Source organism: Paenarthrobacter sp. NPDC090517 (assembly GCF_044769165.1).
GTDB lineage: Bacteria > Actinomycetota > Actinomycetes > Actinomycetales > Micrococcaceae > Arthrobacter.
On sequence record NZ_JBIVXN010000011.1, the window covers coordinates 18,443 to 45,249 of the forward strand.

Here is a 26,807-nt window from a genome sequence, read left to right on the forward strand (position 1 = left end):
TTCCTAGACTTCGGTGGTGCCGATTTGGCGTACTTCGCGGAACGAGTGGGTGTGGTTTTCGAGCCATGTGTGCAGCTCGTCCTCGGTGGTGGTTGCTTTGATCTTGGTCTTGCCCTGGTGGGAGTCGTAGACGGCGAACCAGATAGTCATGATGTCCTCCAAGTTGGTGGCCCGGTACCCGGGGCTTGTGTCGTCCGGGTACCGGGTGGTTCGTTAGTCGGCGGTGGGGATTCCTGCGGCGAGGAGGTCTTCCCAGATTCCTGAACCTTCGACGTCGGTCCAGTCCGAACCTGAGCGGAACGCTGCGTGCACTTCCGGGGTGCGCTGGCGGTCTTCCCAGATTTCCAGTCCGCTCAGGGAGCCCTTTTCGTCCATGATGAGCCGGGTGGTCAGGTCTTCGTTGCTGGGGTCGCGGTAGACAGCTGCGACGTGGTGGTCGTCAATGTCGTGCAGTTCCGGCAGCTGCTTGCCGCAAACGAGGATGGGGTTGGCTTTGAGCAGCGTTTCTGCGTGCTGGTCGCCGTAGATGCCTGAGTCGATTGCTCGGCGGTCGAAGACCTGCGGCTCAACGTCCGTCACTTCGTGCTCGCGTCCGTAGGTCTTGGCGGTGATTGAGGGGAGCATCCCCGAGCCGTGCATGACGTCGATGTACTGGTGCAGTCTTGCGGTGGTGATCTCGGGGCTGTCGTAGTGTGCCTGGACCCAGGACTCCAAGCCGTCGCGGCTGATGGTGACGTTGGCTCGGAGTTCAAAGGATTCGCGGACGGTGATGGTCACGTCCAGCGTGTCAGTGGCCATGGTGGCGCTGGTGCCGGCTGTCAGGGTGCTCTGGTTCTTCATGGTGTTCTCCTTGCGTAGGAAGGGTTGTTCCTGCTGGTGCTGTGTCCGCAGCTTTAGCAGGTTTGGTTGTTGGGGCTAAGCGGCCAGCTGGGCCAGTTCCTCGATCTTGTCTGGCCGGAATCCGGACCAGTGGTCGTGGTCGGTGACGATGACGGGGGCTTGCATGTATCCGAGTGCCTTGATGCGTTCCAGCGCTTCGGGATCCTTGGTGATGTCAACGGTCAGGTGCCCGATGCCTTTCTTGTCCATGGCCCGCTCGGTGGCATCGCACTGTACGCAACCCGGCTTGGTGTAAACGGTGATCGTCATCTGTCTCAGCTCCATCGTGGCGTCGGTTCTGGTTTCGTTCGTCTGCTTGACTTGATACTACTATAGTATCACGATGATACTACTCGATCTAGGTTTTTAGGATGTTTTCCGGGAAAAATAGGAGAGGCGGAGTCTTTCGACCCCGCCTTCTCCCCGTCTACTTGGTGCTGTTGATGACTCCGATGTCGTAGCCGCCCCATGGGCTGCGTCCGGGAACGTGCCGACTGCCCATCGGCTCCCTGAGAGTCCTCACTGGTGCGCCGGGGTATTGCCATTCCGTGGGGTAGTCCTCGGGGATTTTGTACTTGTATCCGCCGTTGGGCTTCATGGTTGCCGTGACCAGCGGCAGCTCCTGCCATCCGGGCCAGCAGTGGTTCAGCATGTCTTCCACGGCGCTGTTCTCGTTGTTATGGATACCGCTCCACCAGTCACAGTCATGGCAGTAGACGCGGTAGAGCAGTTCGCCCAGGCATTGGCATTGCGGGTTGCGCCAGTGCTCATTGCATCGAAGATCAGCCCCGTAGGTGAAGGTCCGGTGAGGTGAGCCGGCTGCTACGTTCCGGCCCGTCCGCCATTCATTCCACTGACGGCTCCAGTTGGATACTCCGAGGATGCCTTCGCTTTTGGCCCGGTAACTGTACGCCTCGTCCAGCTCGTCGGGGTGGTAGTGGCCGACAGTGAAGTGAAGAGGGGCCGTTGGCTTGGTTTCGAGTTCCAGTAGGGTTAGAAGGTCAAGCTGGCCGGTCAGCACGTCTATTGCTGTCATGGTCCTATCTCCTTATTGCGTAGGGATGAGAGTCGCTTGGCCGGGTGGGTTCTGTGTCCGCAGAGCCCACCCTTTTTCATATCCTTGCGATACTATAATGATACTACGGTGATACTATACGATCAAGGTGTTTCCTGCCGTCGAGGCCAATATCTGCGCGGGTTTTTTGTCGTTTCTGGTGTGGGCTGGGTGGCGGGTCTTGGGTGATCGCAGGGAGTACCCCTACGCAAATCCCCCCTGCCGCTTGAGAACACTTCCCGCACTCGTGGTTCCTGTGCCCGCACTCCCCTGCCCCGCACCACCACTGTGTGTCGTCAAGGCTGAAAAGAAGCCAGCCCGCTACCCAAAGTGCGACGGCAACGCCACGTCTTGGACCATGGGAAACTCGGCCGCATGGAAGCTATGTTGATCAGAGAAGGAAAGGATTCAGTTGTGGGACTACGGAATTTCATGAGCAGGCGCCGGACCGTCGCCGCAACCCCAGCGGCGGTCATGGCGCCGCTATCCGCCACCGTTGGGCCTAAGCCGCCTGCGCCGGTTGATCCGGTTGATGTGGCGGCTGCGCGGGTGGAACTGCGGCGGGCTATGGAGGAATCGGGCGTAACCTCATTCCGCGCCTGCAGTAGGGACGGGCAGCATTGGGCAGAAGACCCTCAAGCGATGCGGGCCATGGCTGATACGTTCAGGAGCATCCATAAGCTCATTGCAGAAGATGATCCTAAGGGCGGCCCGGCCCGCTAGGGCCAGCCGGTAACAGGCCATCCGTGTCCGAGTCCATTCCACCAGCACTCCAACCACCGGTTGCCGTTGCTCTGGCCAAACTCATCAAGTCCTTCCCTGGTCAGGGCGCGCTACCGGGCGGGCTTTGGATGGAGCCCAAATGGGATGGGTTTAGGGCGATAGCCCTTGTCGAAACTGATCAGGTGAGGCTGTACTCCCGTCAAGGCAAAGAGTTGACGAAGGTGCTGCCTGATCTGGTCGAGGCTTTGCTGGTGCAGGTGCCGCCCGGTGTGGTCCTTGACGGCGAAGCCGTGGTTTGGAACGGGGATCGTCTGGACTTTGAGGCGCTGCAGCGGCGCATGGTCACCTCGCGGGCTGCTTTGCCTGAGTTGGTCCGTGAGTTGCCGGCTGCGTTTGCGGCCTTTGACGTGCTGGCCGTTGCCGGGCAGGACGTTCGCGGTGTTCCGTTCAGCGGACGCCGCCAGCTGCTTGAGGAACTGGCACGGGAATGGACAGCGCCGTTGAACCTCTCCCCTGCCACCACGGATGTGGAACTGGCGAAGACCTGGTTACGGGACTTGCCATCCATCGGGGTGGAAGGGCTGGTTTTCAAGGGCGGATCGCAGTCCTATGACTCGTCTCGTTCGTGGCTCAAATTGAAGCATAAAGACACTTTGGATGTGGTCTGCGCGGCCGTCATTGGTCCGCTGAGTCAGCCGCAGGCGATCATCGCCGGATTGCCGGTCGATGGGCAGTTGCGGATCGTCGGCCGCTCCACGGTCCTTTCGACGCGGGTAGGACGTGAACTGGGTCGTCAGCTTCGCTCGGCGCGGCCTGGGCACCCGTGGCCCGAAGAAATCAGCGAAGCCTCTCTGAATAGATTCAGCAAGGAAAGGGGCCCGGTGCGCCTGACGCTGGTTGAACCGTTCGTAGTCGAGGTGGCGGCCGACGTTGCATGGTCCGGTAAGTCATTCCGGCATCCTTTGGCCTTCAGGCGTTCCCGGCCTGAATTGGACCCTGCCGATGTGGAACTGCCACCGCACATCAAAGGCCGGTAAGTCCTGAAAGCCGTCCGCGGATTCCGGTGATGGATAATCCTGTCGTACCCCTCCCCCACACTGGAATCAGCGGCCAACCGGCCGTTTTTTCTTTCGTGTCGATTCGAACATATATTCTAGTGGTGTGGTAGTGAATCCGGAGCAGGCCAAGGCGCTACACGCGAGGTATTCCAAGCGTGCGCAGCCGTTCGGGCTCACTTTGGAAGAGCTTGATTTCAAGAACTTCCCTTTGCGCAACGGGTATCCGGGGATCCCGGTGCGTGCGTGGCTACGGTTCCCGAACTGCGCTGAGCTGGTGGAGGGCGAAGTGTTCGCCTGGACGGAACGGGCTGCGGAAGTGACGTGGAAGGACGGGCCTTTGACGTACCGGACATGGGTGTGGGCCTCGGCGGTTACCCGCCGTGGAGAAGCAATGGGCAGGAATCTAGGAGAGCGCGTAAACCGTGACAGCAACAGCGAATGAAACCACCCTCAACGTCGAGGTTGACGTCCGGTTCAGCCCAACAGGGCGGCCGTTGGCCGTCAGGCATGAGGGCCGGCTCTGGGTAATCACGGAAGAACCGGTTCACTGGTTCGAGCGGGACTCCTGGTGGGAGCGTCGACAGACGGCGCCGGTAGGCGTCGGGAACATCGTGGACATCGAGTTCTGGAGAGTGCAGGTCAAACTCTCCGCGAATTCGGCCCTGCGAACCTTTCTGCTCCGCCTCGATCCCGCGGCCGACAGATGGCTGCTGGAATCCATCAGCTAGTGCCGACTGACTTGCACCACTCCCTCATTCCGGAGCCGATGTGGGAGCGGCTCCGCGAAGAGTTCCAGCTGCCCAGACTGGAGCAGGTCCGTGAAAGACTCTCTGTCGTGCGTGAGCATCCCGAACCGGCGCGGTGGATGTCTGCGTAGAATCACCATTGCGGACGTGGAGGATCGTCAGCGTCAACTGGACCGATCCCCCACGTGTTGACTAGGAGATTAGTTTGCGATTCCGCTAATGAAGTCCCAAACCACGGGGATCAGGGCCGAGACCATCACACTAGCTGTGTTGACCCACAGGTGGACGGTCTCGGCTTTCCGTTTCTCAGGTCGCGTTTCTTCCACAAGTATCACCCCCTCTTCACTGTGAAAATGCCAGAGGTTTTGATGATTTGGCTCAGGTCGATCTGTCCCTTGGATGGCTTGTCGAACGGCGCTCTCAGTGTGTAGTGAGGCTCTGTAAAGGTGATCTGCGCTGTTCCGTAGTCTTCCCAAGTCCGGTTTTTGGACGTGATAAGTTCGTGTTTCCGGAGGTCCTTGAGTCCGGTTGTAAGGACATCCGGAGAAAATCCGTACCACTTCTTTACCAGCCGCCCTGGCAGGTAGAAGCCGGGACGGAGAGATCGCGCGATGAGAAGAACGGCCTTTCCCTGGACAGTGAGTTCTCGGTACCAGTTTTCTGACCAGTACTCCAAGGGCAGGGTGAAATACTTGCCCGAAGGAGCCGTGTATGGATCCCCTTCTCCGTTTTCGTGGAGGGTTGTGATCTTTGCCTGCTTTGACTCCCGCTCACGAAGGATGAGCCTCCGGTCAGCAAGTTTGGCCCAGCACCTCGACACGGCATCCTTTCCGTAGGCTCCATCCCCGAGGCCCATTGCCCGAGACCACACAGCGGCATCGCGCTTGGTGTCCCATGGCGGCGCTGACGCTGCGAGGCGGTGAAGGAGGTACAAGTCCAGTGATCTGCCGTTGCTTGAGTTGATGAGCTCGCCGAGCGGCCCGGGCGTGTTGTCCTTTTGGATCTGAACGAAGTCAGTCCTGATAGGAACGTTTTTCTTCCGCTTGGAGTCGTCCAGGAGGGCTTGGATCGACTTGTCTTGAAGCTCTGTGAGGTGCTTTTCCATGGCTTGATCTAAGCACTAAAAAGCATGGCGAAAGGGAGAGCTGGATTCGCTGAACTGCAGTCTCAGCGGATGCTATACAACATCCGATAAAAAATTCCACATACAATTACCGATCCAAACACCCGATAACAATGCCAAAACGCCAACTGGCGTTTGCGCTGCTCGTCCATGACATGGGCCGTGACCACCAGTGCGACTTGAAATAGTTTGCCGGGAAGTGACCATTTGCGCCCCCAAGACCCCTGGACGGCTCCGCGCTGGGCATGGAGCGCCTCTGCGGGTGCTCCTGCCGCTGTCGTCCCGCCAAGCGCTACGACGGTTGTCGAGGAGCACCCCACAGGGCGCGCAGCGCTTCTGCAGCTGACCTCCCCGTCCGAAAGGGACCTTCGCCGTCAGAATCAGCGGTTGCGCCGGGGTTTCAAGAATGTCTGCACCCCCTGATGTAATGGCTGAGGATCGGGATCCCCTAGGGTTGCCGATCCACGTCACGCTGTGCTCCGGGTTGGCCGTTTCAAGCCGCCCTCTCTCTGAAGGAACTGCTCTATGGATGATCTGCAAGACCTTGACCTGCTTACAGTTGAGCAGCTCATCGAGATTATTCAGGAGAAAACCGGGGCTGGCGTAAATCTTTCGTTCACTGGAAAGCAGCAGGCTCGCAGAATTTCGCGGCTGGTGCGCCCCAGAGTGCAGCGCCGGATCCCTGGTCTTTCACACGGTAGCCAGGAAGAACAATCGAATAATTTGCTCCTCGAGGGCGACAACCTGCAAGGTCTGGCCTCGCTCTATCGCTGGCGTGGCCATGTTGACCTGATTCTGACGGATCCCCCGTACAACACAGGGAACGATTTCAGGTACAACGACAAGTGGGACGAGAATCCCAACGATCCTGGTCTTGGCGAATTTGTCAGCTATGAAGACACCGCACGGCATACCAAGTGGATGAAGTTCATGTACCCCCGCCTGCAGATGATGCATTCAATGCTCAAGCAGTCCGGTGTTCTGGCCATCTGCATTGACCATCGCGAGCTCTTCCACCTTGGGCAGATGCTGGATGAAATCTTCGACGAGAAGAACAGACTGGCCATCATCAACTGGCAAAAGGCTTACGCCCCGAAGAGCCACGACGGCAACGTCTCCACCGCCACGGAGTACGTTCTTGTGTACGCCCGCAATGCCGAGTATGTGAAAACGGGCCTGCTGGAGCGTGGCGTGTCCACCGATGCCAAATACAAGAATCCCGACAACGATCCCCAGGGACTGTGGCGGGTTGATAACGCCACGGCTATGGGCGCGTCCACCCATGCCGGGCAGGTGTATGGAATACAAAACCCGTTCACAGGCGAGGTCCAGTACCCACCTGAAGGCCGCTGCTGGGCCGCGAGCCGGACAAGAATGAAAAAGTGGCTCGAGGAGTGGGGGTCGCCTTACCAGACGGTGGACTTGCACGACCATGCGCCTTCCCCTGCCCTTGTACTTAAAGGCGTGAAACCGGACGGAAGCATAGACTCTGGCATTCTCGAAAGCTCAAGGATCGCCGCCGAGAAGGTCCGCGACAACGAGGTCTGGCCGGAACTATGGTTCGGAAAGGACGGGCAGGGTCGCCCGAACCGGAAGAGATACCTCGAAAAGGTCAAGAAGGGCATCGTCCCCATGACCTACTGGGCGGACGTGGACTTTGATGCCATGCCGGAAGAACTTGGATCTGTGTCTTGGGAACACGAAACCGTAGGACACAGCCAGACAGGTATCCGCGAGCTTGATGCAGTCGTCGGCAAAGGCCATGGTTTCGAGACGGTCAAGCCTTTGATGTTGATGCAGCAGATAATCCAACTGTGGTGCCCCCCGGACGGCCTCATTTTGGATCCGTTCGCTGGCTCAGGAACCACTGGCCACGCGGTATTGGCTCTAAACGAAATGACAGAAGCGGACAGAAGGTTCATTCTCATCGAGCAAGGACGTCCGTTAAAGGGAGACTCCTATGCCCGGACGCTCACGGCCGAGCGGTTGAAGCGTGCTGTCACTGGGCAGTGGGCCAATGGAAAAGGCCAGCCTCTCGGGGGCGGGTTCGTGTTCAAGACGCTGACGAAGACGGTAGACGCTAAGGCCGTGCTACGCATGGAACGCGACGAGATGCTGGACACCGTAATTGCCTCGCATCACGATTCCGGTCGTCGCCGAGGAAGTTCATTGGTCCCGTACGAGGAACCGAATTATCAATATTTGGTTGCGCGCAACGGCGAACGGCATGGTTTTTACCTCGTGTGGGACGGGCCGGACGGCAATACGGACCTCACGGAAGAGGTCTACGAAGCGTGTGTAACCGAGGGAAACCGAGCAAAGCTGGAACCGGTCTATAACGTCTACGCGCGTTACAACCTGTTCGGCACCGAGGACGTGAGGTTCTACCGAATCCCTGACCAAATCCTCATCGACTTCGGACTGGACATGAGAACCGAGGCATACACGGACCAAGGGGCGGAACAGTGATTCAGCTTTTTCAGTTTCAGCGCCAAGCGTCATCACAGATGGCCGATCGATTTCTTGAGTACCAGGGAAACGAGGTTCTTAAGGGCACAAAGAACAACCCACAGTCAGTTCCCTTCTTCCAGTCCCTCGCTGCGCTAACGGGTGCCGGCAAGACCGTCATTCTGGCCGACACCGTTCGGCAGATGGCCGCCCCGCTGGCCGTTGCTCCCGTCATCCTGTGGCTATCCAAAGGAAGGGTGGTCGTGGAACAGAGCTACGCCAATCTCTCCTACGGAGGCAAATACAACCACCTTCTTGGGCCTGCAACTGTAAGGCTGCTCAGCGAATACGATCCTTCTGATGTAGAAATGGCGGATACGCCATCCGTCTTCTTCGCGACCGTGGGTACCTTCAACCAGAAGGACATGGACGGAGGAAACCGGAACATTTTCAAGGCCGACATAGACAACACTGGAACCTCCACCTGGGAGGCGCTGGCCGAGCGCAAGGATGCGTCCGGGGTCAAAAGACCTCTCTTTGTCGTCTACGACGAAGCGCAGAACCTTTCAGAGCAACAAACGCAGCTCTTGCTAAAGCAGCAACCTGATGCCTTCCTTCTTGCAAGCGCCACCATGCGGCTACCCCAGCTGATGGTCCAGGAAATTGACCATTTGAGAAGATCGGGCAGGTCTGACGATTGGCTCGTCACGTCAGTGCAATCTTCCGTGGTGGTCTCCCAAGGTCTTGTGAAAAGCACTCTTTCTCTGGCCGGCTATAAGAGCCCAATGGAAGAGACGGTTTCCGCCATGCTGGCGGATATGAAAGAAGCTGAAATCGACGCTGCTGAGTATGGCGTTGACACAGCTCCGAAGGCTATCTACGTCTGCAAAACCAACGTCCTTGCTGACGATGCCTTCCGCAAGGACAACCCGCAGCAGCCCTTTGGCCAGCGTCAAGCGCCGCCGATTCTGATCTGGCGATACCTCACAGAGCAGTGCGGCGTCGATGCCAGCGAAATCGCGGTGTACTCGAACCTCGATGTCCACAAGAATTACCCGCTGCCGCCTGAATTTGTGCTCTTTGGAGGTGGAGAGAAGGATTACGCGGAGTTCACGGCCGGAGACTACCGACACATCATCTTCAATCTGACCCTTCAAGAAGGCTGGGATGATCCTGATGTCTATTTCGCATACATCGACAAGTCGATGGAATCCAGCGTGCAGATCACGCAGGTTATCGGGCGGGTGCTCCGTCAGCCGGGTGCGACTCATTACGCACCTGAGCGCTTGAATACCGCTCATTTTTATGTCCGCGTCGACAGGAACGAAACGTTCAGCGATGTTCTAAGCGAAGTGGCCTCGCGGCTCGGTCAGGACGCACCCGAAATCCGGATAGTAGCGGCGGCTCCTGGTTCCAGCCGACCTAGGGAACTCAAACCCAAGCTGCGCAGAGAAATACCTCGAACGGCACTAAGCTCGCAGGACGCAGTCCTGCCGGTTGAAACGCTTTTGGCTGGGATGCTCGACTACAGCGATTCGGTGAAGAACACCACGGGAGTTGGTAGCCGTAAGCTCGTCCAACAGACGGTCGGGGCCTCCACTCAAACAGTCCAAGACTGGGAAGACTACGAGGAGTCCAACAAGGTATCTGCGCGCTGGATATTTCATCGCGAGGTACTCCGACTCTTTCCACGAGCCCTTGATGTGGCCAGTACAGCGGACGAGCGATTTGATGTACATCTCGGCGTGGGAAGCAAAGCATTCGACCAGGTCAAAGACCTGGCCCGCCGCGTGGTTCAGGCGTACGTCGAGAACGTATATTTGGTCCAGCGGAAGCCAAATCCCTTCGTTGTGGGCCCAATATTGGTACGCGATGGAGAATTCGAGAAGTTCACGAACTCTCTGCATGGCGGGTACGAAGATCTGAACGATCTCGAACGCGCCTACGCACGATCCTTGGATAAAACCGGGCACACTTGGTTCAGAAATCCGCCACGAAGCGGATACGGCATCCCTCTGGTCTCTGTTGGGGACACCTCGAACTTCTACCCGGACTTCGTCGTATGGACGGCTGACAAGGTCATCTGTGTCGATACCAAGGCCCCGCACATCCTGCAGGGCGAAGCTGGTCGTAAGCTGCTCATGGTGCAATCGCGGACGGACACTCCAGTCAGGCTGGAAATCAGATTCGCAACGCCGGGCGAATTTAATTCAGCGTTCGAAAGGCTGAGCACCGATGGATGCACCCTCTGGGGCTTGAAATCGGACGGAACGCGACGTGCTCAGCATTTCCCCTCCATCGACCTGGCCGTAGCCCACATGGTTGATTCGACAGCCAAGGATTAACTGACGCTCGAAAGAGTTCCCAGAGTGTTCACAGAAGCCCTGCACAGCCTTACAGCTGTGCAGGGCTTTTGCGTGCCTGGTTCTAGCGGCGGTATTCGGTTTGGCGTTGTGTGCTTTGGCCTGGTGTTCGTTGGTCAGTTGCTGTGGCGGTGGCCGTGGACGCGACGGGTCGAGTCGGGAAGGACGTTCGCTGGAGCTGCTGAAGTTTCTGTAGCTCGGGGTCGAGTCCGGACGTGGGCTGAGGTTCTGGCTGTGCTGGTTCCTCCGGTTTTGCTGCGTCGGCCATGAGCTGGTCGATGCGTGCGGAGTTCGCCTGTGCAGCTTTGAGCGCGTCGGAGTGTTTGAAGGGTTCAGCCATTGCTTTCTCGGCTTGCTCGACGCGGGTGAGTGCTTCCTGTCTGCGTGCTTCGACGTCAGCGGCGAGCCGTGGCAGGGAGGAGACCCTGTTCTCGAGTTGCCTGATGGTGCCGAGGTCAGCTGAGAGCAGACCTTTACGGGATATTTGCGTGGTCGCTCTGGGTACGCCTTCGACGCGGACTTCGACGGTGGCGTGGTCTAGTTCCCTGCCGGGGACGAGCTTGGCCCGGAGTTCGTGGCCGCCGAGGGTGGCGATGGTGCCCAGCTCTTCGTATCCGTAGAGGTTCATGAGCCGGTGTCCTTGCCGTCCTGCCCATGCCCGGAGTGCTTCGGCTGCATCGTTCCTGCTGTCCAGGATTCTGCCGTCGATGCGGGCTTTGAAGGCGTCCGCGGTGGTGTCGACGGTCCGAGCCACAGCGGCGTGGATCAGTGGCAGGTCTTGGGCTGCTGCGTCAGCTGCTGCTTGTTCTCCGCGTTTGGTGTGGTTCACCGCGAGAAGGTTGCGGTTGTAGGCGCGGTCCAGACGGCTGAGGCGGGCTAGTTCCTGGTCTGCGACGGCTTTTTCCAGCACCAGCGGGTTGCCGCTGGTGATGGCTTTGGCTTGGGCGAAGTTCAGGGTGTTGTCCCCGATGTCTTCGATTTCCCGTACATCCAGACGTCCGCGCATGATCTGGTTGATGAACCGGGATTTCCGCTCCAGTCCTTGCCACATGAAGGAGTCGAAGGATTCCTTGGTCACGACTTGGGAGATGCGGACCTCGGGGTTCTGGTTGCCTTGGCGCAGGATGCGACCGTGACGTTGCTCGACGTCTGCCGGCCGCCACGGGGCGTCCATGTCCACCAGATGCACGGCACGCTTTTGAATGTTCGTGCCGACACCCATTTTCGATGTGGACCCGACGAGCACGGCGATCTGCCCGGAACGCGCGGCTGCGAACAGCCGGCCTTTCTCATTGTCATTTTTGGCTTCGTGGATGAAACGGACCATGTGTTCGGGCACGCCACGGCGACGGAGCTGGTCTTTGAGTTCGCCGTAGACGTTCCACTTCTCCGAGGGTGTGCCGAAGTCGCAGAAGACCAACTGCAAGGCACCCCTGGCCGCTTCCGGTTCCCCGGTGGAGGGGTCGGTGTAAACGCGGTCTTTGTGTTCTTCGTACACGCGGGCCAGCAGGTCGGCTGTGGCGCTGATCTTGGTGGGTCCGTGCTGGAACAGTGCGGGATCCACGAGCCTCATGTCCAAGGCAGCCTTGCGGCCGTCTGAAGAGACCTTGAGCATGTTGTCTTCCTCGGAGGGCACGAGACGCTGCTGGATGGCGTCGACGCGGTTGCCGATGTCCTGGATGTAATTACGCAGTTCAGGGCTGGGTTCAACGACCAGCATGTTCGGCTGCCTGAGCCCATCCCCGTCCCGTGGGGCGAGGGCCGGGATGGGCAGTTTGAGGTCTTCGGCGGTTTTGACGTCGGCGAAGGTGTGGAACATCTTCAGCAGCTCGGGGACGTTTTGGAACTTCGCGAACCGGCTCTTGAGTTTGAACCGGTCACCGCCAGCGACGGAGAGTTCCATCTCTTCAACGACCTGGCCGAACGTCGCGGCCCAAGTGTTGAAGTCCTTGATCCCCGCTGCTTGGAGCAGGTCCGGACGCAAGTAGCGCTGCATGACGTACATTTCCGTGACGGAGTTCGCGATCGGTGTTGCCGTGGCACCGGTGATCACCCGTCGTCCTTCACGTTCGCGCAGGTATTCCGTCTTCATGTGAAGATCGGATGCACGCTGTGAACCTTGGATCGCGGCGCCGGGGATGTTGGAGGGCGTGCGGAGATTCTTGTAGTCGTGCAGCTCGTCCACGACGAGGTAGTCAATGCCGGTTTCCTCGAAGCTGATCCCCGGGTCGGCAGGGCTGTCGAGCTTTGCTTTGAGGACTTCCTCTTCGGAAAGGATGATCTTTTCGAGGCGTTTGACGATGCTGGAGCTGGCGCGTCCGTTCTCCTGGCCGTTGTTCTTGGCCGCTTCAAGGTCCGCCCTTAATTGTGCGATTTCGGAGGACTTGTAGGCAGCTTCGGCTTCGGGGCTGAGCGTCACGCGCTGGAACGCGGTGCGGGTCATGATCACGGCGTCCCACTGGTTCGCAGCCGCGCGGGCAACGAACTGGCGGCGCTTGTCGCCTGCGAGCTCAGTCGAGGAAGCGGCGAGGATGCGCGCCTGGGGGTAGATCTGTAGCCATTCCCGGGCGAACTGTTCGAGCATGTGGTTCGGGACAATGACGGCGGGCTTGTTAACCATGCCCAGTCGGCGCAGTTCCATCACGCCCATGACCATTTCTGCGGTCTTTCCGGCACCGACCTGGTGGAACAGGCCAACGGCTGGTTCGGAGAGCATGCGCGCCACGGCCGCGCGCTGGTGCGGGCGTGGGGAGAAGTCCTTGGCCATCCCGGGCAGGGTCAGCCGCTCCCCTTCTGTGCTGTAGTCCCTGAGCACGATGGAGTTGAAGCGGCGGTTGTACTCGCCGATGAGGCGGTTGGCCCGTTCGGGTTCCTCCCACACCCATTCGCTGAACCGTTCCTGCAGCAGCTGAGCCTTCTCCTGCGCCGCTGCGGTTTCAGTGGGGTTCAGGATCCGGCGCTTGTCCTCGCCCTCATCGGTGACACGGACCGGCCGTTGCTCGAGGACCTGTTTGAGGATGTCCGAGGCGGGCATCCGCTGGGTGCCCCAGTTGCTCGTGGCCGCGAGGGTGTGGCGGTTGGCTTTGACGTCCCACATGGAGCCGGCTGCGTTGGAAACGGTGGCGTAGGGGTCGTTGAGGATTTCCCGGACGAATTCCTGATGGGTTTCGGCGTCGATCCAGACCGCGCCGAGGCGTGCTTCCACTTCGTCCATGCGCAGCGGTTCCGGAATGGCTTCGGTCAGGGCCTGAACGTTGGCTTTGAACCGTTCGTCAGTGAGCGCGGCGGCTTGCGCGATTTCGAGCTTTTCGCGGACATTGCCGGAGAGGTATTCGGCACGTGTCTGGAAGGTTTCGTCCGGGCCGGGCACCTGGTAGATGCTCTCCCCCATAGCGGCGCGCGTTTCCTCGCGGCTGATGCCCAACAACGATGCGGCGTAGTCTAGGTCAACGTCGCCCACGGTATCGAGGGTGACGGTGAGGGCTTCTTCTGCGGTGTCGACGCCAAGAATGGGGCGGCGGGGCTGGACCTGACGGCTGGAGAGCAGAGCGGCCGGGGAGGCCGTCTGCGTGGCCTCGTCGAAGTTCTCCAGTGCCTTGACCAGGGGTCCGAACGGGTCACGGCCAAGGATCGAGACAGCCCGGGGTGTGATGCGGGCCTGGATGGGCTCCTGCGTCTCTTCATCCACACGTCCGGTGTCCCGGAGGGTGAAGCGATTGATCGGGCCATAGGTGTCCACGTATTGGCTGTAAGCGGTCTTCAACTCATCACGCAGCGCGTCGATCTCGTGGCTGTCGTCGCGGCTGTCGGCTTCTGCGGTGAGGAGCTTGCGGCCGGCGTCCCTGAGGCCGAGAAGGGCTCGTAGTTCAGCGGCTTGGGTTTTGGGAACGGCGAGTTCGGTGTGGGAGCCGTTTTCGACAACGGTGAAGCCGTTGTCGTTGGCGCTGATGTGACCTTCCCATTCCTTAGCAGCTGCCGGGACGTAGGCGGCGCGCTGGCGTTCCTGCTCTTCTGTGCGTGCCGTGATGACCAGCCCTGCGGTTTTTGCTTCGGCCACGACGTCGGCCAGCGCTGCTTCCAGGAGTTCCGGGACAGCGGAGAGGTCATCGGTGGTCAGTTGCAGGGTTTCGGCCCCGTACATGCCGTGGGCCACGTGCAGGTCCCCCAGCAGACGCTCGGGGTGTTCATCGAAGTAGGAGTTCAGGCGGGTGATGGTCCCGTCGATCCTGCGGGCGCTGACTGTCTCCCAGAGTGTGGAGGCCGGTTCCCGGCCGGGTTCCCTGCGGCGGAAGATCAGTAGATCGGTCATGGCGTCGGTGCCGGCTGCTTTGCGGTGCGAGCCGGTGGGCAGGCGGACCGCCCCCACGAGGTCGGCCAGTTGGTTCATTTCCCGTCGTGCTGCCGGGTTCGTGGCGTCCAGGGTGAAGCTTGATGTCAGCACGGCCACCATGCCGCCCGAGCGGGTCAGTTCCAGGGATTTGAGGATGAAGTGGTTATGGATCGAGTGGCCGCCGGCGTTGTGGCGGGGGTCGTGCAGTGTGACGTTGGCGAAGGGGACGTTGCCGATGGCCAGGTCGAAGTGGCCGCTGGGTAGTTTGGTGTCCGCGAAGGACTCCGCCCGGACGGTGGCTTCGGGGTAGAGGGCTTGGGAGATGGCTGCGGTGGTCGGGTCCAGCTCGACGCCGGTCATCTCTGCGTTCTCGGGGGCGAAGCCGATGAAGGTGCCGACGCCGGATCCGGGTTCCAGGACGGTCCCACCGTCGAAGCCGAGGTCCTGCACCGCTGCCCACATGGCCTTCACGTAGGCGGCGTCGGTGTAGTGGGCGTTGATCGTGGTGCGGCGGGCGGCGTCGTACTGGGCCTCGGTCAGGAGGCTGCGCAAGTGTTCGCGGTCTCCGGCATATTCTTCGCGTTCTTCATCGAAGATTTGGAAGACGCCTTGCGCTCCCCAACTCCCCCACCGTGCAAGCGAAGCCTTTTCAGTCTCTGTGGCTGGCCGGTTCTCGGTCTGCAGCGATTGAAGTACCTCGAGGGCTTCAAGGTTCGCCTTGATGCGGCTCCGGGCCCCTGACGGCGCCAATTCCTCTTGCGACGCGGGCCGGAAACCCTGCGCGCCAGCTACAGTTGCTGGCGCAGCTCTTCCGCTTCCGCCATCGAGTTCAGGTACCGCTGCAGTTCCGGATTGACGTTCTCGTCCTCGTCCTCCGTCTCCGGGGGCGAGAGTAGTTCGTACCGGACGATCTCCTCGGCTTGGTTCCGTGCCGCGTTCAACCGGCCTACCTTCTCCAGATACCCCTCCCCTTGCGGGTCCGGGCCGGCCAGCTTGATCTGCAGTTCGTCCACTTGTTCCTGGGCTTGCTCCCCCAGATTCGTGAAGAACTCGTCCGGGTTCTGAATCTGGCTGTATTGGGTGGGGCTGGCCACCTTCCAGGCTTCCTGAGCCTGCCTGCCGTACTTGTTCATTGCGGTCCTCCTCTGGTGCCGCCCACAGAGCGTCAAAGCTCAGCTGGCCATCGATTTGCTTCTTACGTCCCGCCATGGACTACTCCCCCTGGTGCCTCTTCTGGTTCGAAGGTCACGCTATCGGGGATTCGCCCGGTTTACCTGTCAAAGGGGGGTGAGGGACAGGCTGACTGGTGTCGCTGCTTGCGACTACCCTGCTATCACCACGTACTGTTTTGATACTGCCCGGATACTGCACCGTCACTGGGTCCGGGCTGCCCGTCGACGCTCCAGTTCAGGCCAGATGATGGATTCGAGGAGCTTTTGCTGGCTGCGCCTGTCGGCTTCGGCTTCCTCTTTGAGCAGCTGCTTCTGGTAGTCGTTGAACCGGAACACGATTCCCTGCGGGCCAACGGGCGCGTTGGGGTCCAGAGAAGTCTCTTTCACTTCCGGCGCATACCCACCTCTGCCGAATTCCTCGGCCTTCTTCGCCATGACATCCTCGTCAGCCGTCACGGGGGACGTCGGTTGTGCGTCGCGCTTCTTTATAGGCATCCTTGGATCTCCTTCACCAGTACCTGTACTTCGGCTTTTGCCTTGGGGTTTGACCACTCGATAACGCCTCGGCCTGCCGGGATGCTGTCGCGGTAGGCCTTCCTGGACTTCAGAGCCGCGTCGATGAGGGGGAGCTGCGGGTAATCCCGCAAGTAGTCCTTAGCCTCGTCCTGTTCCGAGCCATTCGAGTCCGTGGGGACCTGCGCAAGCAGAACGAATGCTTTGAGCTTGGGATTCATGTCCTGAGCGATTTCGACCAACTTGGTCATATCGGGCAGGGTATCCAGATCGAATTGGGACGGGCGGGTAGGAATCACCATAAGGTCCGCTACCGTCATGGCCGTCCGCATTTCCTGGCTGTCATGGCCCGGGGCATCGACGATCACATAGTCGTACCGGGTAGCGAGGTCCTTCAGGGCCTCGCGAACATTACCGGTCTTCTGGATGGCGTGGACGCGGGGGAGCGTGTCGTCCTGGGTACGGTCTTGCGCCCACGTGGTGGACGACTTGGTGGTTTTATCGCAGTCGGCAATCAGGACGTCATGGCCCAAGCGAGCAAGTTCAGCTGCGACATTGACTGTTGTCGTCGTTTTGCCTGACCCGCCCTTCTGGCAAGCGACAAGGATTATTGGCATGTCTTCCTCTCCAAGAGATTGAATGCTACTGCCCTGATATCAGGGCGATTAGGTTTTAGTCGCGTGGCGATACTGCACCAGTATAATTTCGGAACTGTTTTGATACTAGCATCAAAACAGTATCACGGTGATACTAGCAAGTTGCTACGTTGCGGTGCCGGCTATGCCTCGGCTGAGTTCCTGGCTTTGAGTTGGGAGACTCGCTGCGTGGAGATGCCCAGCATGCGGGCTACTTCCGTAATGGTGAATTGCTGGCTAAGTTCCGCGACGACAGCGCGCGATTCAGACGCAGCTTTGGCGGAAAGCTCCTGCGCCTTCTCAGCATCTTCCCGCGCCTGCATCCATCGACTCATGACCTCTCCGGGCGGCCTCAGGACGACATTCACCTTGACTTCGTCGGGGTCAAGGTCGAGCGCAATGGCAGCGAGGTCGGTGGCCATGTCCTGGATATCCTTCGTCCGGCTGGCCTGAGTCACCCGATCAAGCTCATGGATGTGAATTTCCCACCACTTACCTTCCTTGTGGGCGACGGCTTCCAGCTCTCGTTTTATGGTCACTTTTCCTCTGTCGTTCCTTGGGCGTAGGCGGGGGACTCCAGTCCCGAGCGTAGCCCCCCTTTGCGGTCTTATCGAAGGGGGGCTAGGAGGGCAGATACTACTGTGTCGCGACCCTAGCTGCGTTTGAGGTCCCGACTTCCTGTGCCAGCGACAGGGTCGCGTAAACCTGCGCCATGTTGACCTTGATCGCCGCAGCTTCCGAAGCGTCCTGAGGGAGGTCCCGGGACGCTTCGGTGACCAATGCTATTGCTTCGGCAAGGTAGTTGTTCTGCATGATTTCTCCTTGGTTGGAGGGGGGAGTGGGCTTCTTGATGCTCCTAATCTATTCCCCCTAGGAACTTTACTGCAAGTACCCCTAGGAGATTTCTAGGGTTTGTGGTGGTCGCCGTCCCCCGCTGCGGTAATCCCCGTCAGTAGCTCGCTGGTAGCCCCCCGAGCGCCTTAGAACCCAGCCCCGTGCTCACGGTTCCTCTCCCCAGCTAAGCCCCGCCCCGCGCACCAGATGTGTGTCGTCCCGGCTGAAAGACCCGGCCTAAGACGGTGGGGGAGACGGACGCCCGAGTCTTGGACCATGGGAAACCGGCCCGGTTGTAGGAGTCCTACACAGCGGATTTCCGGGTAAATTCACGGATTCCGCGTGTTCTAGGGGTTTTGGGTTGCCGCGGTGACCTGGTGCCGGCGGATCCCAAACTGTAGGTATCCGACAGTCCGCGTTCTTGCGCTGTCCCCACTGTGGGCCGGTGGAGACCGGAGGATGAATCTCAAAGCGATCCACACTGGGTGTCAGCGCGTTGTGCCGCGTGCAGCGGCCTCTCGGAGGCCGCGTTGGTAGTCGTCGGCAAAGCGGGTCCGCCAAGACCCTGCCGGGGCAGCTGGACGGGGCTCTGCCGCCGCCCGTTGGCGCCGTTGGCGGTCAGCTTCGGCCTGGGCTTTGAGCTGTTGTGAGCGCTGGATGGCGCGTTGACTGCGGCTGTAGACCGGTTGGCCGTTCAGCCGCCAGAAGCTGAGCTTGTGTTGGAGCAGCTTGGCAACGTCCTTCGCGCCGTCGAATCCGTCATGCCGGTGCTCTGAACCGTCAGGTTTCGTGTCCAGGGCGTGCAGGATATCGCCAGGGGTGTAGTCGGCCCGGAAAAACGGGGCAAGGATCCTCGCCAGATGCCGTGAGCGTAGCTTACGGAGCGGTGGCGAGTGCCATTGAACGGTTCGGGCCGCTTGCAACTCGTTGAAATCGCGGGTTGCCTGGTCATTGGCGCTTGTCGTCCCGTCCAGTGGCCACGAAATATCTGTACGAGCGGCCGTTATGTCGGCCACGTACTTAGTGGCCGCCTCAAAATAGGATTTCAGTGTGGGCGAAGCCCACGCCTTTATGGCTTTGGGGGAGGTTTTTCCTTTGGAGTGGATAGGGTTGCCATTTATGTCCACAGCAAGCCCGAACAGGCCCAGCAGCGGGTCCAGCTTGCACTTGAAATCCATGCGCTGAACCTCCTCCTCCCCGAACTGTGCCAGCTCCTCTTCGGTGGCAGGACGGCACAGGACATAAACCGCCCGGTCGGCCATCCGTTCCTCGCGTTCTCCCTTCTTGTGGAGGTTGGAGAAGCCAAGGCAGTTCTTGGGCGTGTAGATCGCTGAGCGGCCGCCGGCCACGTCAGCAAGGAACCCGTAGCGTTTGAGCCAGCGCTTGACCCTGCCCAAGGTGCCCTTGCCAATACCCGCCGTGGCACGGAGATAGGCGTTGCCGGGCGCGACGGTGTGGCTGTTGAAATCAAAGCTCAAGAGCAGAAGTGCAGCGACAGCCAGAACATTGCGGCGGAAGTCGGCTTTGCGCAACGCGAGTTTTGGGTGCTGTCCGATGGCATCGAGCCAGTCGAAATCTGAGGTCAAGATGCAGCTGCCCTCAGGTACGGCACGAAGAACGTTTTCTTCATCCCGCTCGACCAAGCGATTGACGCGTCTGGGAGCCTCTGTGCGCTTGGTGTGTTCACCCACAAGCGCGGCGTCCCGCTTCTTCCACAAACCCGGCAACCCTTGCACAGCAACGTAGCCAGGGACGCGGGGAAGACGTTCCCCGGGGACAACACGAGGGATGATGTGGATCGGCGCGTGCGTTGACGGCACAGCAAGGTCCGCTACCATAGGGAGCAGTAACCTTTCGTTCGAAGGTACGAAAAAGGGAGCGTCCTCGCGAGAGGAAGCTTTTTAGTTCAGATCGCAGTCCCGCCAAGAACGAGATCTGAACGTCATACTTGTTGAAGGCCCGCCTAGTGCGGGCCTTCCTAGTTAACTGGCCATCGGTAGGGCCTCCTGCTTGGCCTCAACTGCTTCGAGGTCAACGGTCGCGAGGTGGGCGATCACGAGCCGGACAATGTAATCGCCGCGAGTGTCATTGGTGGCCTTGACGATCGCTTCCAATTTCTCTGCTTCTGCGATGGGCAGGCGCGCGGTGACGCTATGACGCTTGCCCTTGCTTGGCATAGGCATTTTGTCTCCTGTTCCTCGAAGTGGGATAAACCCATCCAAGGTGAAGCAGCTTCGATTAAGTGGGAGGCGGAGGTGGCCCGGCGTGTCGTTAAGAACCTTGGATGTATGAAGCGTTCTTTTCGATGGCTTCCGCCAAGACGCCCGGCTTAATCTTGAACACCACGTGATGCCCCCGCCTGGGTGGTTTCACGCTTGCCTTAACCGCCTTCAATTCCTCCAGCTGTTCCAAGTGTCGCTGCACAGTCTGGTATCTGGTGCCCAGTGCAGTCGCTATCTCACCCGAGGTCGCCCCGTCAGGATGCTGCGACAGGTATCGGAGAATTTCTGCCCGCAATGACGGGATGCCCAGGATCGCAGTCATGCGTGCGACCTTCTTTGGCATAGGCGAGGTGGGGCTGACATAGCGGGGCATCCTTCTATTTTGTCCTACGTACCGTTGCGCCCCATGCTAATGCATTTAATGCACTAGCTGCTATGAGTAGTGCATTAAATGCATTACAGTGGGAGGTATGAACGCTGAAGAACGGTACTCGGTTCGCGGGCTTGCATCGGCGAGACGTACGTCTCACCGATTCGTGTGACAAGCGCTTCGACCGTTTTGCAGGGACAATACGTGTTGGTCCATCGTCTGGATTATCTTGACAGGTGTTCTATTTTTGTCACCCGCATCTGCTACTTGTGGAAGTGATGCCCAGTGGGGAGGGACAGGTTTTGAAGATTTTGCTGCCGTTCGGCACTGAGTGGTTGATGCACAGAGAGTTGCGGGAACGTGCGGACCAGGAGCGTGAGGTATTCCGTTCCTGGATCGCTGGTCTGGACGTTTGCGCCAGCCAAAGGCGCGTCCTGTCCGAGCTGCTGGACATGATGGATGAACGGGAGTTCGTGGAGGGCCGGGCTGCCTGTGTTACCTATGAGGCTGAACTGGCCCGGCGCACCGGGCTGGGGGAGTCCCTTGGCAGCACCATTGTTGAGCTTGTGGGCTCTGGCCTGCTGACGTCTCATCCGGCCGCTGGAGTTTTCGCGGACGGTCGCCCGGGTGAGGTGTTTCGCATTCGCCGTCCTGACGTGGTCCTGACTGTCGAGGCAGCTGGTCCGTTGTGGATGTCGGACTCGTGGGTGCGCAAGGCCAAGGTGGTGTCAGAGTGAACAAGAGTTCAGTCGGTGTCATCGCCGCAGTCACAATCTTCGTCCTGCCGATCTTCATCCTTCTGGGGATCCCCGTATTCCTCGGTGGTTCTCCCGCCAGCGCTTCGGACTGCAAGGCACCTGCAGCTTCCGTGGGTGGAGCTATGGTCCCGGGGTCCGTGGGAGCTTTCTCGGGAGTCCAGCTGGAAAACGCCGCGGCGATCATGAAAGCGGCAAAGGCTCTCGGCCTCCCGTCAGCGGCACAGCTATTGGGCGTGCAGGCAGCCATCGGAGAGTCAACGCTGAAGGTCATTGACTACGGCGACGGAGCAGGCCCCGATTCGCGCGGCCTGTTCCAGCAGCGGGACAACGGCGCGTGGGGTTCTTACACGGACCGCATGGACCCCACGATTTCGGCCACGAACTTCTTCAAGGCTCTGCAGAGAGTGGAGGGATGGGAAGCTCTTGAACCGAGCCTCGCTATTCACCGGGTTCAGCGCAATGACTACCCGAACCACTACACACAGTTCCGGGGTGCCGCCACTGAGATCGTGAAGGCCCTGGGCGGGGAAGCCGCCGCTGGCATCGACGCATCCGGCGCGTGCCCCGCACCTGGTGGGTCTGTCGTCGGCGAGCTGGCTGGCAAGTGGGTTGCGCCGATGGAAGGCGCAACGATGTCCAGCGGTTACGGCCCGCGTCCGGCACCGCCCGGAACTGCCGGGGGAGTGCTGGCGAACTTCCACTACGGGATTGACTTCGTTCACCCGGGCGGGCCGGGGACGATCGTGGCTGTAACGGACATGAAGATCGTCAAGGTGCGCAATCTCGACGGCCTGTTCGGTACCGGCGTAACCGGTCAGACGATGGACGGCAAGCTGACCATCGGCATGTATCACATGGAAGCCGGGTCGGTGAAGGTCAAGGAAGGCGACGTCGTCTCCGCTGGGACGCCGCTGGGCACCGAGGGCGCTACCGGCAACGTCACCGGCCGCCACCTGCACATGGAGTTCTTCGCCGGAGCCCTGCCAAATCCCATGGTCCCGATCAATCCCACTACCGACCCCGGTCCGATCCTCAAGGAAAAGGGAGTGCTGTAAATGAACCGTTGGAAGGAACTCAGCCTCGTCCTGACCGTGTCCGCCCTAGCTGTCTCGGGCTGTTCACCGGCCTCGAACACAGAACCTATCCCTAGCGCCTCGGCAGACGAACACGGGGCCGATGAGCACTATCACAACGTCCCGGAAGTCACATGGGACGCCAAATCGGAAGAGGACGTCAAGGCCGTGGCCACGAAGGTCATGGGCTTGTTCGCACGCCCGAATGTACCGGAGCGCCAGTGGTACACGGACATCTTCCCTCACCTGTCCAAGGAATACGCCGTCGATGCCCAGTACATTGACCCGGCAAGGATCCGAGTCAACACGATCCATTCCGGCCCGGTACTGACCCGGGAGCAAGGCAACCCGATGACGGTCACGGCGGAATTCGCCACGAACAGCGGCCCATGGGTCCTGCTCCTGCACCGGATGGACCAGCACGAGCCGTGGCTGGTCACCTCAATCGCACCCAAGGACGCCTGATCCATCAGGCACAACACCGCAGGGCCGCAGACGCGGCAATAGGAACTGACAAGAAAGAGAGATGACATGGCAACCGACAAGGAATCCATCAGGGAGTTCCCTCCCATCAGTGCCCGCATCAACGGAGACAACACCGGCGTGCTGATCATCGGCACCAACGAACAGCTCGTGGGCGGGGAATCGACCAACGACGTCCGGCGCGCACTGATCACCATGGTTGTGAAAGAAGCAGAACTCGCCGGCCAGACGCTTCGGGTTACCACCAGCGACGACGAAGGCATCGAGGTGCTGCTCGTTCACCCTGACGGGACTCTCAAACTCGATGACAAGCGACCAACGGAAGCCATTGAGGCCGATGAGCCGGAAGTTCAGGTCGAGCCTGAAACAGTGCGGCAGGAAGCACCTGCCGCAACTGTGGCCGTGAAAGAGCACGCACCTGCTGTGACACGGGATCGAGCGAGCCGTCCGGCGCCGGTCATCGTGCAGGAACCTTTCTCCGTGGAACCGGACGGGACCGTTGAAAGCCCAGCTGCTGCTTCAAGCCGGTGGAACCCCGAGTTCGTGAACGCGTCGGCAGTGACAACCGTTTCAGAGCGGGAGAAGGACGATTCACTGTTCTACGTCCTTGGCCACGGCTACGACCTGGACAACTTCGTTCAGGACGGGCCTGCAGAGCAAGGCTTCAACGGGTGGCTGAACAAACTCACTGGCGGGTCCTCGAAGCTGGCCCCAGGCGTGAGTGAAGCAGCTGCACGCCGCGAGCAGGCTGAGCTCCTGTGCTGCGAACGAATCATCCGCCAAGCCACGTGGCAGCGCGGTTCCGTTGCGTTCACGGTTGCCAACAAGAAGGGCAACTCGGCCAAGACCCCTGCGACGGTTTCTGTCTCCGGGATCCTCGCCTCCATCCGTGGCGGTTCGGTCGCGATGATGGAAGTCTCGGACGATCCCGGCCAGCTGGCGGGCCGTTCAGAGGGTGAGCAGCGCAGCGGCATCGGGGAGCTGGTGCTCAACGCCGCCAACGTGACCACCAAGGCCCAGCTGGAGGGCTACGCCATCCCGCAGACCTCGTTCGCGCATACCTTCGGTTCAAGCCCGACCCGGCGTGCGCCGCTGGACCGTCAGTCCATCGAGACCGTCTCCGCCCTCATCGACCAGTTCTACACAATCCGGGCCATGGATTCGGGCAACGTGTACACGAGTTCGGCCTTTGCCGGTGCACTGGCAACGTCCGATGCTCTCCTGGTCCCGATGATGAACGCCTCGGACTCGATGGGTGAGGCAGTGGAGCTGTTCCACTTCCTCGAGTCCCACGACGATCCTCACTTCCGGGAGCTTGCCAACCGGGCAATCGTCGTCCGGGTCTCCGACGGCCGTCCGGAGTACAAGGTCGAGCGTCTGGTGAAGGACTTCATGCACCAGACCGGTGTGGCTGAGGACCGCATGTTCACGGTCCCTTACGACGCACACCTGGCTGAGCGTGGCGCGATCACGCTCGACAAGCTGGCCCCGGCAACGCGTGCAGCATTCGTGCGCATAGCCGCTGCCTTGGTTGTGCAGCTGCAGGACGCCGTGGCCAACCCCACTCCACAGATCACCAGCGGCCGCCGTGGCCAGACAACTCAAGCTCACTAGGAAAGACCATGATGACCACAGGGCAGGAATCGAAATGGATTCAGGCGGTGAACGGAGAACCGGAGGCAAAGGACAGCGCCCCGGTGACGGTGGCCCGTCTGCCGCTGGGTCCGGCCCGCCCGCAGAAAGGTATCGGCCGGCTGGCCGGTGCGGGGCACTTGGACCGGCAGAACGTCGACGAGAGCCCGGCAGGGCTGTGGGTTCTGGGCACGCACGGCGGGGCAGGGGAATCCACCATCGCTTCTCTGCTGGAGGGGTCCAGGCGGGCCTCCCATGCATGGCCTGTTCGGGAGGACTCGCCACTGCTGGAGGGCAAGGACAGCGTTCTTCTTGTCTGCCGCTCGAACGCGAAAGGCCTGCGTTCGGCTCAGTCGGCAGCCATTGAATGGGCTTCGGGAGCACTCGAACCCTTGGCCTTGGCAGGTTTGGTGATCGTCTCCGATTCACCCTCCAAACTGCCAAAAGACCTGCAAGACCTCATCATCACGGTCTCGGGCGCTGTCCCCCACACATGGCGGATGCCGTGGGTGGAGGACTGGCGGCGGGGCGTACACCCCGCGTTAGCGGATTTGCCCCGTCAAGTCCGCAACACCGTGGCCGACATCCAGCTGCACATCGCAGCGCACACCCCATCACAGTAAGGAAGAAAGAAATGTCTGTATTCACCAACACCGTCCTCGTCGCAGGGGCAGTTGTAGCCGATATTCCTCAGCCGATCCCCGGCACTCCTCCGGGAGCAAACGGTCTGCTGACGATCCTGGGCTGGGTCTCATGGATCGTCTTCGCGATCGCCGTCGCCGGTGTCCTCATCGTGGCCGGCAAGATGATGTTCGACCACCGCCAGGGCAACGGCGGGGGACAGGCCGCCACCGGCCTTATCTGGGTTCTCGCTGGTTGCATCATCGCCGCTGTCGCATCCGGCCTCGTGGGGGCCGTCGTCACTGCCTCGGGTGGCACCGCATGAGCGAAAGCACAGACCCAACACCCAAGGCGGAGAACCCGTTCACTAAGCCGTGGTTCCTCGCATCCGGTGCCGTCATCGTCGTGATCATCGTCCTGGCCGTGGTGTACACGCTGCTCCCACCTGTGGGAGCAGCGCCCAACGCGCAACCAACACCCACAACCGATAAGAGTTCCGCAGCGCCGGCCGCTGCTCCGGGAGACAGCGTTTGCGGGCTTCCCAAGGGTGACCAAACCATCCCCGGTCCAGGCCTAGTTTCCAAATGGGAACTCAATGGCAAGACGGCCGTCCCTGTCGACAGCTCGAAGTTCGGCCCGGGCAAGTCTGTCGACGGAGTACGCACCTGCTTTGCGCACAACCCGACAGGCGCACTCTACGCAGCAGCTAACTTCGTAAGCTACGGCACTGAGGGGAAACCCGACGTTCTGTTCAAACACCTCGCTGCGGACGGCCCCGCCCGGGACCGCTACCTCAGCAACCCTCCAACCTTTTCACCTCGCGACGACTCACTGTCGATGCAGATCGCGGCGTTCCGCGTCGTTTCCTACACCGACGACCTTGCCGTACTGGAAATCGGAGTTGCGAGCTCTAACGGCGTAAAGCTCTCTGCGCCTTACACCTTGAGCTGGGAAAAGGGCGACTGGAAGGTTGTCGTAACCGAGACTCAACCTACACAGGTCGACAGTTTCACGAACATGGTGACCTGGGCCGGTGCCTAATGGCTGACGAAAAAGGATGCTCGTTCGGTGACTTAGTTTGTGTCGGCAAGGAAGGTGTTAAGAACCTGACCGGCAGCGCCCTGGAGCAGGTTGCCCAAGGTGTAACTGAGGCCTTTGGCAAAGCGGTTGCATGGTTGGGCACGTTCTGGGTGAACGTCGATACTCCTCCATTGATCTCCGCTGGAACGAAATCCTCCGCTGAGGTTGAGTTCTTACAGGGACACCTCTGGTTCTGGACGCTGTCTCTGGCGGTACTGGCTATCCTTGTTGGCGCTGGCCGGATGATCTGGGAGCAGCGCGGCGAGCCTTTGCGGCAGGTCGCCGTAGGGCTGGTCCGCTTCATTCTTGTCTCAGCTGGTGGTGTTGCCGCGATCCAGCTGTTGGTCACAGCCTCGGATGGTCTCGCGAAATGGCTGATTGATGAGGCCACGGCAGGAGCCGGCTTCGGCACCAACCTGGCCGCGATGATCAATCTGTCGGGCAACATCGGCGTCATTCTGGTTATTGTCCTGGGATTGCTGGCAGTGATCATCTCCCTGATTCAGCTTGTGCTGATGGTGTTCCGTTCGGGCCTTCTCGTGGTGCTGGCGGGCATCTTCCCGACCACTGCTGCTTTCACGAACACGGAGATGGGCCGTCAGTGGTTCCAGCGTTGCGTGGGCTGGATCATCGCTTTCGTCTTGTACAAGCCAGCGGCTGCGTTGATCTATGCAACGGCGTTCAAGCTCA

The 26,807-nt window shown here is 60.2% G+C and carries 26 protein-coding genes and 1 pseudogene; 13 read left to right on the forward strand and 14 right to left on the reverse strand.

Annotated features, from left to right (window positions below):
- Positions 1-3 precede the first annotated feature (3 nt).
- The 4 genes from ACIQTW_RS21255 to ACIQTW_RS21270 all read right to left on the reverse strand — a co-directional run bounded on the left by ACIQTW_RS21255 (position 4) and on the right by ACIQTW_RS21270 (position 1,915).
- Positions 4-150 (reverse strand): hypothetical protein, encoded by a 147-nt coding sequence (locus tag ACIQTW_RS21255; RefSeq protein WP_402941342.1) that lies wholly within the window; start codon positions 148-150, stop codon positions 4-6.
- A 63-nt stretch (positions 151-213) separates the two neighbouring features.
- Complete coding sequence (locus ACIQTW_RS21260) at positions 214-840, reverse strand: hypothetical protein (protein WP_402941344.1); 627 nt, start codon at positions 838-840, stop codon at positions 214-216.
- 75 nt (positions 841-915) lie between these two features.
- Entirely contained in the window at positions 916-1,149 is a 234-nt protein-coding gene (gene nrdH / locus ACIQTW_RS21265; RefSeq protein ID WP_402941346.1) for a glutaredoxin-like protein NrdH, read from the reverse strand.
- A 157-nt stretch (positions 1,150-1,306) separates the two neighbouring features.
- Positions 1,307-1,915: a DUF6349 family protein gene (locus ACIQTW_RS21270; protein WP_402941349.1), complete on the reverse strand. Its 609-nt coding sequence runs from the start codon at positions 1,913-1,915 to the stop codon at positions 1,307-1,309.
- Between the two features lie 764 nt (positions 1,916-2,679).
- Between ACIQTW_RS21270 and ACIQTW_RS21275 the strand changes: the two genes are divergently transcribed.
- The 3 genes from ACIQTW_RS21275 to ACIQTW_RS21285 all read left to right on the forward strand — a co-directional run bounded on the left by ACIQTW_RS21275 (position 2,680) and on the right by ACIQTW_RS21285 (position 4,442).
- Complete coding sequence (locus tag ACIQTW_RS21275) at positions 2,680-3,693, forward strand: ATP-dependent DNA ligase (protein ID WP_402941352.1); 1,014 nt, start codon at positions 2,680-2,682, stop codon at positions 3,691-3,693.
- A gap of 124 nt (positions 3,694-3,817) precedes the next feature.
- On the forward strand, positions 3,818-4,156 hold the full coding sequence (locus tag ACIQTW_RS21280; protein ID WP_402941355.1) for a hypothetical protein: 339 nt from the start codon (positions 3,818-3,820) through the stop codon (positions 4,154-4,156).
- A complete protein-coding gene (locus ACIQTW_RS21285) occupies positions 4,137-4,442 on the forward strand; it encodes a hypothetical protein (RefSeq protein ID WP_402941358.1) in 306 nt (101 codons plus the stop codon). The genes ACIQTW_RS21280 and ACIQTW_RS21285 overlap by 20 nt, the downstream gene beginning before the upstream one ends.
- Before the next feature lie 349 nt (positions 4,443-4,791).
- Here the strand turns inward: ACIQTW_RS21285 and ACIQTW_RS21290 are convergent, their stop codons facing one another.
- A complete protein-coding gene (locus ACIQTW_RS21290; RefSeq protein WP_402941359.1) occupies positions 4,792-5,565 on the reverse strand; it encodes a hypothetical protein in 774 nt (257 codons plus the stop codon).
- A 543-nt stretch (positions 5,566-6,108) separates the two neighbouring features.
- On the opposite strand from ACIQTW_RS21290, the gene ACIQTW_RS21295 reads away from it, so the two are divergent.
- The gene (locus ACIQTW_RS21295) at positions 6,109-8,052 is read left to right on the forward strand and encodes a site-specific DNA-methyltransferase (RefSeq protein WP_402941361.1); all 1,944 of its coding nucleotides are present in this window, start codon (positions 6,109-6,111) and stop codon (positions 8,050-8,052) included.
- Positions 8,049-10,376: a hypothetical protein gene (locus ACIQTW_RS21300; protein WP_402941364.1), complete on the forward strand. Its 2,328-nt coding sequence runs from the start codon at positions 8,049-8,051 to the stop codon at positions 10,374-10,376. Before ACIQTW_RS21295 ends, ACIQTW_RS21300 begins: the two co-directional genes overlap by 4 nt.
- 82 nt (positions 10,377-10,458) lie before the next feature.
- Here ACIQTW_RS21300 and ACIQTW_RS21305 read toward each other — a convergent pair whose 3' ends face one another.
- The 9 genes from ACIQTW_RS21305 to ACIQTW_RS21345 all read right to left on the reverse strand — a co-directional run bounded on the left by ACIQTW_RS21305 (position 10,459) and on the right by ACIQTW_RS21345 (position 20,422).
- Positions 10,459-15,474 carry a helicase-related protein gene (locus ACIQTW_RS21305; protein ID WP_402941367.1) on the reverse strand — a complete coding sequence of 1,672 codons (5,016 nt, stop codon included), beginning with the start codon at positions 15,472-15,474 and terminating at the stop codon, positions 10,459-10,461.
- A 38-nt stretch (positions 15,475-15,512) separates the two neighbouring features.
- Positions 15,513-15,857: a TnpV protein gene (locus ACIQTW_RS21310; protein WP_402941370.1), complete on the reverse strand. Its 345-nt coding sequence runs from the start codon at positions 15,855-15,857 to the stop codon at positions 15,513-15,515.
- A 240-nt stretch (positions 15,858-16,097) separates the two neighbouring features.
- Positions 16,098-16,391 carry a hypothetical protein gene (locus ACIQTW_RS21315; protein WP_402941372.1) on the reverse strand — a complete coding sequence of 98 codons (294 nt, stop codon included), beginning with the start codon at positions 16,389-16,391 and terminating at the stop codon, positions 16,098-16,100.
- A complete protein-coding gene (locus ACIQTW_RS21320; RefSeq protein ID WP_402941374.1) occupies positions 16,382-17,026 on the reverse strand; it encodes an AAA family ATPase in 645 nt (214 codons plus the stop codon). The genes ACIQTW_RS21315 and ACIQTW_RS21320 overlap by 10 nt, the downstream gene beginning before the upstream one ends.
- 161 nt (positions 17,027-17,187) lie before the next feature.
- Positions 17,188-17,583, reverse strand: coding sequence for a hypothetical protein (locus ACIQTW_RS21325; protein WP_402941377.1), 396 nt, complete (start codon positions 17,581-17,583; stop codon positions 17,188-17,190).
- Between the two features lie 97 nt (positions 17,584-17,680).
- Complete coding sequence (locus ACIQTW_RS21330) at positions 17,681-17,857, reverse strand: hypothetical protein (RefSeq protein WP_402941380.1); 177 nt, start codon at positions 17,855-17,857, stop codon at positions 17,681-17,683.
- 509 nt (positions 17,858-18,366) lie between these two features.
- The gene (locus ACIQTW_RS21335; protein ID WP_402941383.1) at positions 18,367-19,716 is read right to left on the reverse strand and encodes a hypothetical protein; all 1,350 of its coding nucleotides are present in this window, start codon (positions 19,714-19,716) and stop codon (positions 18,367-18,369) included.
- 144 nt (positions 19,717-19,860) lie between these two features.
- Entirely contained in the window at positions 19,861-20,061 is a 201-nt protein-coding gene (locus ACIQTW_RS21340; protein WP_402941386.1) for a hypothetical protein, read from the reverse strand.
- 88 nt (positions 20,062-20,149) lie between these two features.
- Positions 20,150-20,422 (reverse strand): winged helix-turn-helix domain-containing protein, encoded by a 273-nt coding sequence (locus ACIQTW_RS21345; protein ID WP_402941389.1) that lies wholly within the window; start codon positions 20,420-20,422, stop codon positions 20,150-20,152.
- A gap of 350 nt (positions 20,423-20,772) precedes the next feature.
- On the opposite strand from ACIQTW_RS21345, the gene ACIQTW_RS21350 reads away from it, so the two are divergent.
- From ACIQTW_RS21350 to ACIQTW_RS21385, 8 genes and pseudogenes are all read left to right on the forward strand, one after another.
- Positions 20,773-21,207: a hypothetical protein gene (locus tag ACIQTW_RS21350; protein ID WP_402941392.1), complete on the forward strand. Its 435-nt coding sequence runs from the start codon at positions 20,773-20,775 to the stop codon at positions 21,205-21,207.
- Positions 21,204-22,283: a M23 family metallopeptidase gene (locus ACIQTW_RS21355; protein ID WP_402941394.1), complete on the forward strand. Its 1,080-nt coding sequence runs from the start codon at positions 21,204-21,206 to the stop codon at positions 22,281-22,283. The genes ACIQTW_RS21350 and ACIQTW_RS21355 overlap by 4 nt, the downstream gene beginning before the upstream one ends.
- Positions 22,284-22,766 carry a hypothetical protein gene (locus ACIQTW_RS21360; RefSeq protein ID WP_402941397.1) on the forward strand — a complete coding sequence of 161 codons (483 nt, stop codon included), beginning with the start codon at positions 22,284-22,286 and terminating at the stop codon, positions 22,764-22,766.
- 66 nt (positions 22,767-22,832) lie between these two features.
- Positions 22,833-24,398 (forward strand): ParA family protein, encoded by a 1,566-nt coding sequence (locus ACIQTW_RS21365; protein WP_402941399.1) that lies wholly within the window; start codon positions 22,833-22,835, stop codon positions 24,396-24,398.
- A gap of 8 nt (positions 24,399-24,406) precedes the next feature.
- Positions 24,407-25,039: a DUF6668 family protein gene (locus ACIQTW_RS21370; protein WP_402941402.1), complete on the forward strand. Its 633-nt coding sequence runs from the start codon at positions 24,407-24,409 to the stop codon at positions 25,037-25,039.
- An 11-nt stretch (positions 25,040-25,050) separates the two neighbouring features.
- A complete protein-coding gene (locus ACIQTW_RS21375) occupies positions 25,051-25,362 on the forward strand; it encodes a hypothetical protein (protein ID WP_402941405.1) in 312 nt (103 codons plus the stop codon).
- On the forward strand, positions 25,359-26,078 hold the full coding sequence (locus tag ACIQTW_RS21380; protein ID WP_402941408.1) for a hypothetical protein: 720 nt from the start codon (positions 25,359-25,361) through the stop codon (positions 26,076-26,078). Before ACIQTW_RS21375 ends, ACIQTW_RS21380 begins: the two co-directional genes overlap by 4 nt.
- Positions 26,078-26,807, forward strand: a pseudogene (locus ACIQTW_RS21385) (hypothetical protein); the annotation flags it as partial. The gene ACIQTW_RS21380 and the pseudogene ACIQTW_RS21385, both read left to right, overlap by 1 nt.